The organism is Holospora obtusa F1, from assembly GCF_000469665.2.
In the GTDB taxonomy this organism is placed as follows: domain Bacteria; phylum Pseudomonadota; class Alphaproteobacteria; order Holosporales; family Holosporaceae; genus Holospora; species Holospora obtusa.
Window position 1 is genome coordinate 1 of sequence record NZ_AWTR02000035.1, and the last position, 3,521, is coordinate 3,521.

At 45.3% G+C, this 3,521-nt stretch carries 1 protein-coding gene; it reads left to right on the top strand.

Annotated elements, in window-relative coordinates:
- Positions 1-255 precede the first annotated feature (255 nt).
- The coding region (locus tag P618_RS01390; protein ID WP_040458195.1) for a hypothetical protein at positions 256-3,521 on the top strand (3,266 nt) is incomplete at its 3' end.

A 3,521-nucleotide genomic window follows, 5' to 3' on the forward strand; every position in this document is an offset into this window, starting at 1 on the left:
CTTATCAAATAGTCGCTATAAATATCAAGAAGATCCAGTTTCATTTTTTGTCCTTAAAAACTTACAGACGAAAAATATGATTATTTCAAGCAAAAATCAACTATTGCTGCGTAACATCAGTGATTTAATTTAAATTTTTATAGATGCTTCTAAAACACACATAAAAAAAATATGAATTTTGATTACAAACTCTAAAAATTTTTAGCGATGTTTAGAATATATTAAAAATCGTGTGAATCAGAATATATATGTATAGTGATTAAAATTTTATCTTTTTTAGTACGTGTTAATATTGTTTTGATGCTGGGGACATGCTCGAGTTACGGGATAGGAAAGCGTCTTTCTGCCAAAACTTTACAAAAACGCACCGTACAAATTACAGGAACGCCTTTGCCTTCTCTTCCTGTGCTTGAGAGTTATGATTTTAAAGGACAAACGCATGTTATTTTTAAGGGAGGAAGTGGAATTTTAACCGGACTTCAGGATGTGGAAACGTTAGAGGTGCAAAATGCTGAAACGATCATATTAGATAGTCCTATTTTAAACGCATTGGATATTCGTGTGCAGGCAAAAACTTTGGTAAGTAAGCATAAACTTGTGTCTAAAAACGTGAACATAGAGGTGTTAAATGCGTGGATTGGATCGGGAGCGCAACAGGTATATCAAGGTAGTGGTGGGTTAAGCTGGTCTTGGCAGAATCAGGATCCAAGCTTGCTCTTGGCGCATCAATACGGAGTATTTCCTTTAACGTTGACTGCTACGTATCCAATAGGGGGGAGAAGTTCTCTGCCTTCAGGTTTTAGGTTATCTACATGGAAAAGTGATCTTAGCCAAGGATGGAGTGTTGGGGCGTTGGAGCTAAAAGAGTGTGCTCGGGTGTGGTTGTGTGGAGAGCTGCAGGTTCAAAATCTTTCTCTTTCAAACAGTGTTCTCAAACTCAGTGGAGGATTGGATGCACAGCATGTGGTATTAGATCAAGCCAGTGTATGTGTTGAAGGATTGACTTTGGAGTGTCTTCAAGGGAAGTTTCCGATAACGAATCCTGGCGCCGCTTACATCAAGGATATCCAAGGTACAGGAGTGATAAGCAACCAAGGAGGAATGGTGTATCTAGGCAACTCTGGAGTGTTGCCTGTCAAGCTTGATGTGTCTTGTCCTAATTTTGGTTTTGGTTTTGGAAATTGGCAGTCTTGGACTTTTGTAGGGGGAACAGTTTTACAAAGAAACATCACAGGATCTAGTGCAAATCTTTTTTCAGGACGCTGGATAATGGGGGGATGTGTAGGTAGTTTGGTGGCGCCTGATCAGGGGATCCAAAGTCCCGATTCTGCCATTCTTGACTGGATGAATAGGGTGGAAGCGCGCCCTCAGGATGCAGACCGGATAAAGACAGCAGAGCATCAGGATGCAGACCGGATAAAGACAGCAGAGCATCGCCTTCAGGATGCAGATTGGATGGATGCAGCAGGAAAACGACATTTTTCTAACTTTATTCAAGGAAATAGAGTATGGATTCAAAGTTGGGCTCCAGATATTGGCGGAGAAGTCGTGTGGGGAGCATCGGGAAATTTAAAAAAAGGTATTGTATTAGCGCCTTCCACAGCAACGAACATCGTATTCAAAAATTTTGACGAACTCTTAATTGTAGGCGATGTGTGTGCACAAAGCGTGGAATTTCAGGGAAAACGTTTATTACATATGGGAAAAATGGTCTGTCAAGATGCGAAATTGCAACTAGATACATGGCATCAATGGAGTGGGCGCGTAGATTGGGGACAACAAGTAGTAGATATTACAAATGAATCTTGGGATTCTTGGTCAGTGTTGGGGCAGGTTCGGTGTTATGGGCATATTCGAGCAACGCATTTGGCGATATTGACAGGGGGGAATCTTCTGTTTTCGGGGCTTTCTAATCTTTCTTGCCTTCCCAATTTTGGATTTTTTAAAACGAGTTGCATAGATCGTTTGACGTTTCATGGAGCGTATGGATTTGTGGGAGACGGACTTGTGGTGCGCCATCTCAGCGTTTCTGGGACATTACATGCCGCCGGAACAACAGAAATAGAGTGTTTACAGCTTGCTTCTGGGACATTCGTGACCGGACCTTGCACAGTTTCTGCTGCGTTGAAGTGGGTCAGGGGGTCGGGAGTAGATCATGGTGGAAATCAAGAATGGTGGGAAAGCACTTCAGGAGCGTTGGTGATCACGCCTCCTGCTTTCGCAGACGTGCATACAGTGCAAGGAAGCGGGCGCATTCAAAATATAGGAGGATTTCTTGCGCTTCATGGTTTAATTGACCAGCGAAAGATTTCGATTTCAGGGCAAAGCATTGCAGTATTACCCAGTACTGGAAATGCGCAAAGAAGCGGATTAAGAGCGGTCCCTGGGACATTATTTGGAGAATCTAAAGCTGTGTTTTGGGGAAAACAAGTCTTGATGCCAGAAACGGTATTGGGGGGAGCGCTTTTCGTCAATACCATAGAAAATCTAGGAAATGGGCGATATTTTGTGCCGTATCTTGGGGCTTTGGGCTCACAAAAATTAGCTTCTGGTTCTTGGGCTTTGAACGGTCCCCAGGGGGCTCGTCGGAAATATTTATGTACACACAGTGATCTTTATGTGCCAAAATTTAAAAAAGGGCTTGAGGAGGATGCCCTTGTTCAGTATGTTTTATCTTTAGGCGAGCAGTTAAAAGAGGGGAGAGTGTCTACAGACTCGGTGCCAGCACGCTCTAATCCGGCGGTTCAAGGTTCGGCGAAAGGACTTAAGCGGGATGATATTGATGCACCCAGCCCGACACACTCTAATCCGGCGATGAGTGATCTCAAAAAGATCGAAGAGCTATCCGCTGGAGGCTTCTTTCCGTTCTTTTTCTTGCCTCGGCCCAGAAGCATCTCTCCTTTTCCCGAGCCTATGCTGCCAGATTCTGCTTTCCTCGAGTCTATGCTACCCTATGGGGGCTTTTCTCCGTTTTTTTCTTTTCCCCGGCCTTCTCACGTAATCAACGCCTATCACAAGGCAGCCCCTTTCTCTAGTAAATTTGATGCACGCGAGCAGGTTTGGCACCGCTCCATAGCAGAACATCACGAAGAGCTTTTGTATGCGCTGAAAGGTCAGGCACGGATGTTTGGCACAGTTCAGCTGATGAGCGCTCAGGTGTTTGACGAGCATATGGCCAGCATGCAACAGCTCATGATCTGGGCTCTTGCGAAAAAGGAGCGCTTATGCCAGCACGATGCGCTACAGCAAAAGCAGGCGTGTGACATGGCTCAGGTCTATAGGCAGATCATGGGGCACGAGCTTTCCTTTCCCGCGCCTTTGGCAGCGCTCACACACCAACATTGGTTTGACCGCGCCGAGCTTCAGGTGCTTGAAGGCTGGCAACTTCTTGATCAGGCGCGTCTGCGGCTGGCGGATCGATGTGCTGAGCTGCGCACTACGCTCCCTCATCCCTTTTTGCCCCAGGAGCTGTTGAAAGAGGCTTGCCTGGCGCGCGAAGCTTTCCTATATGATCTGTGCGC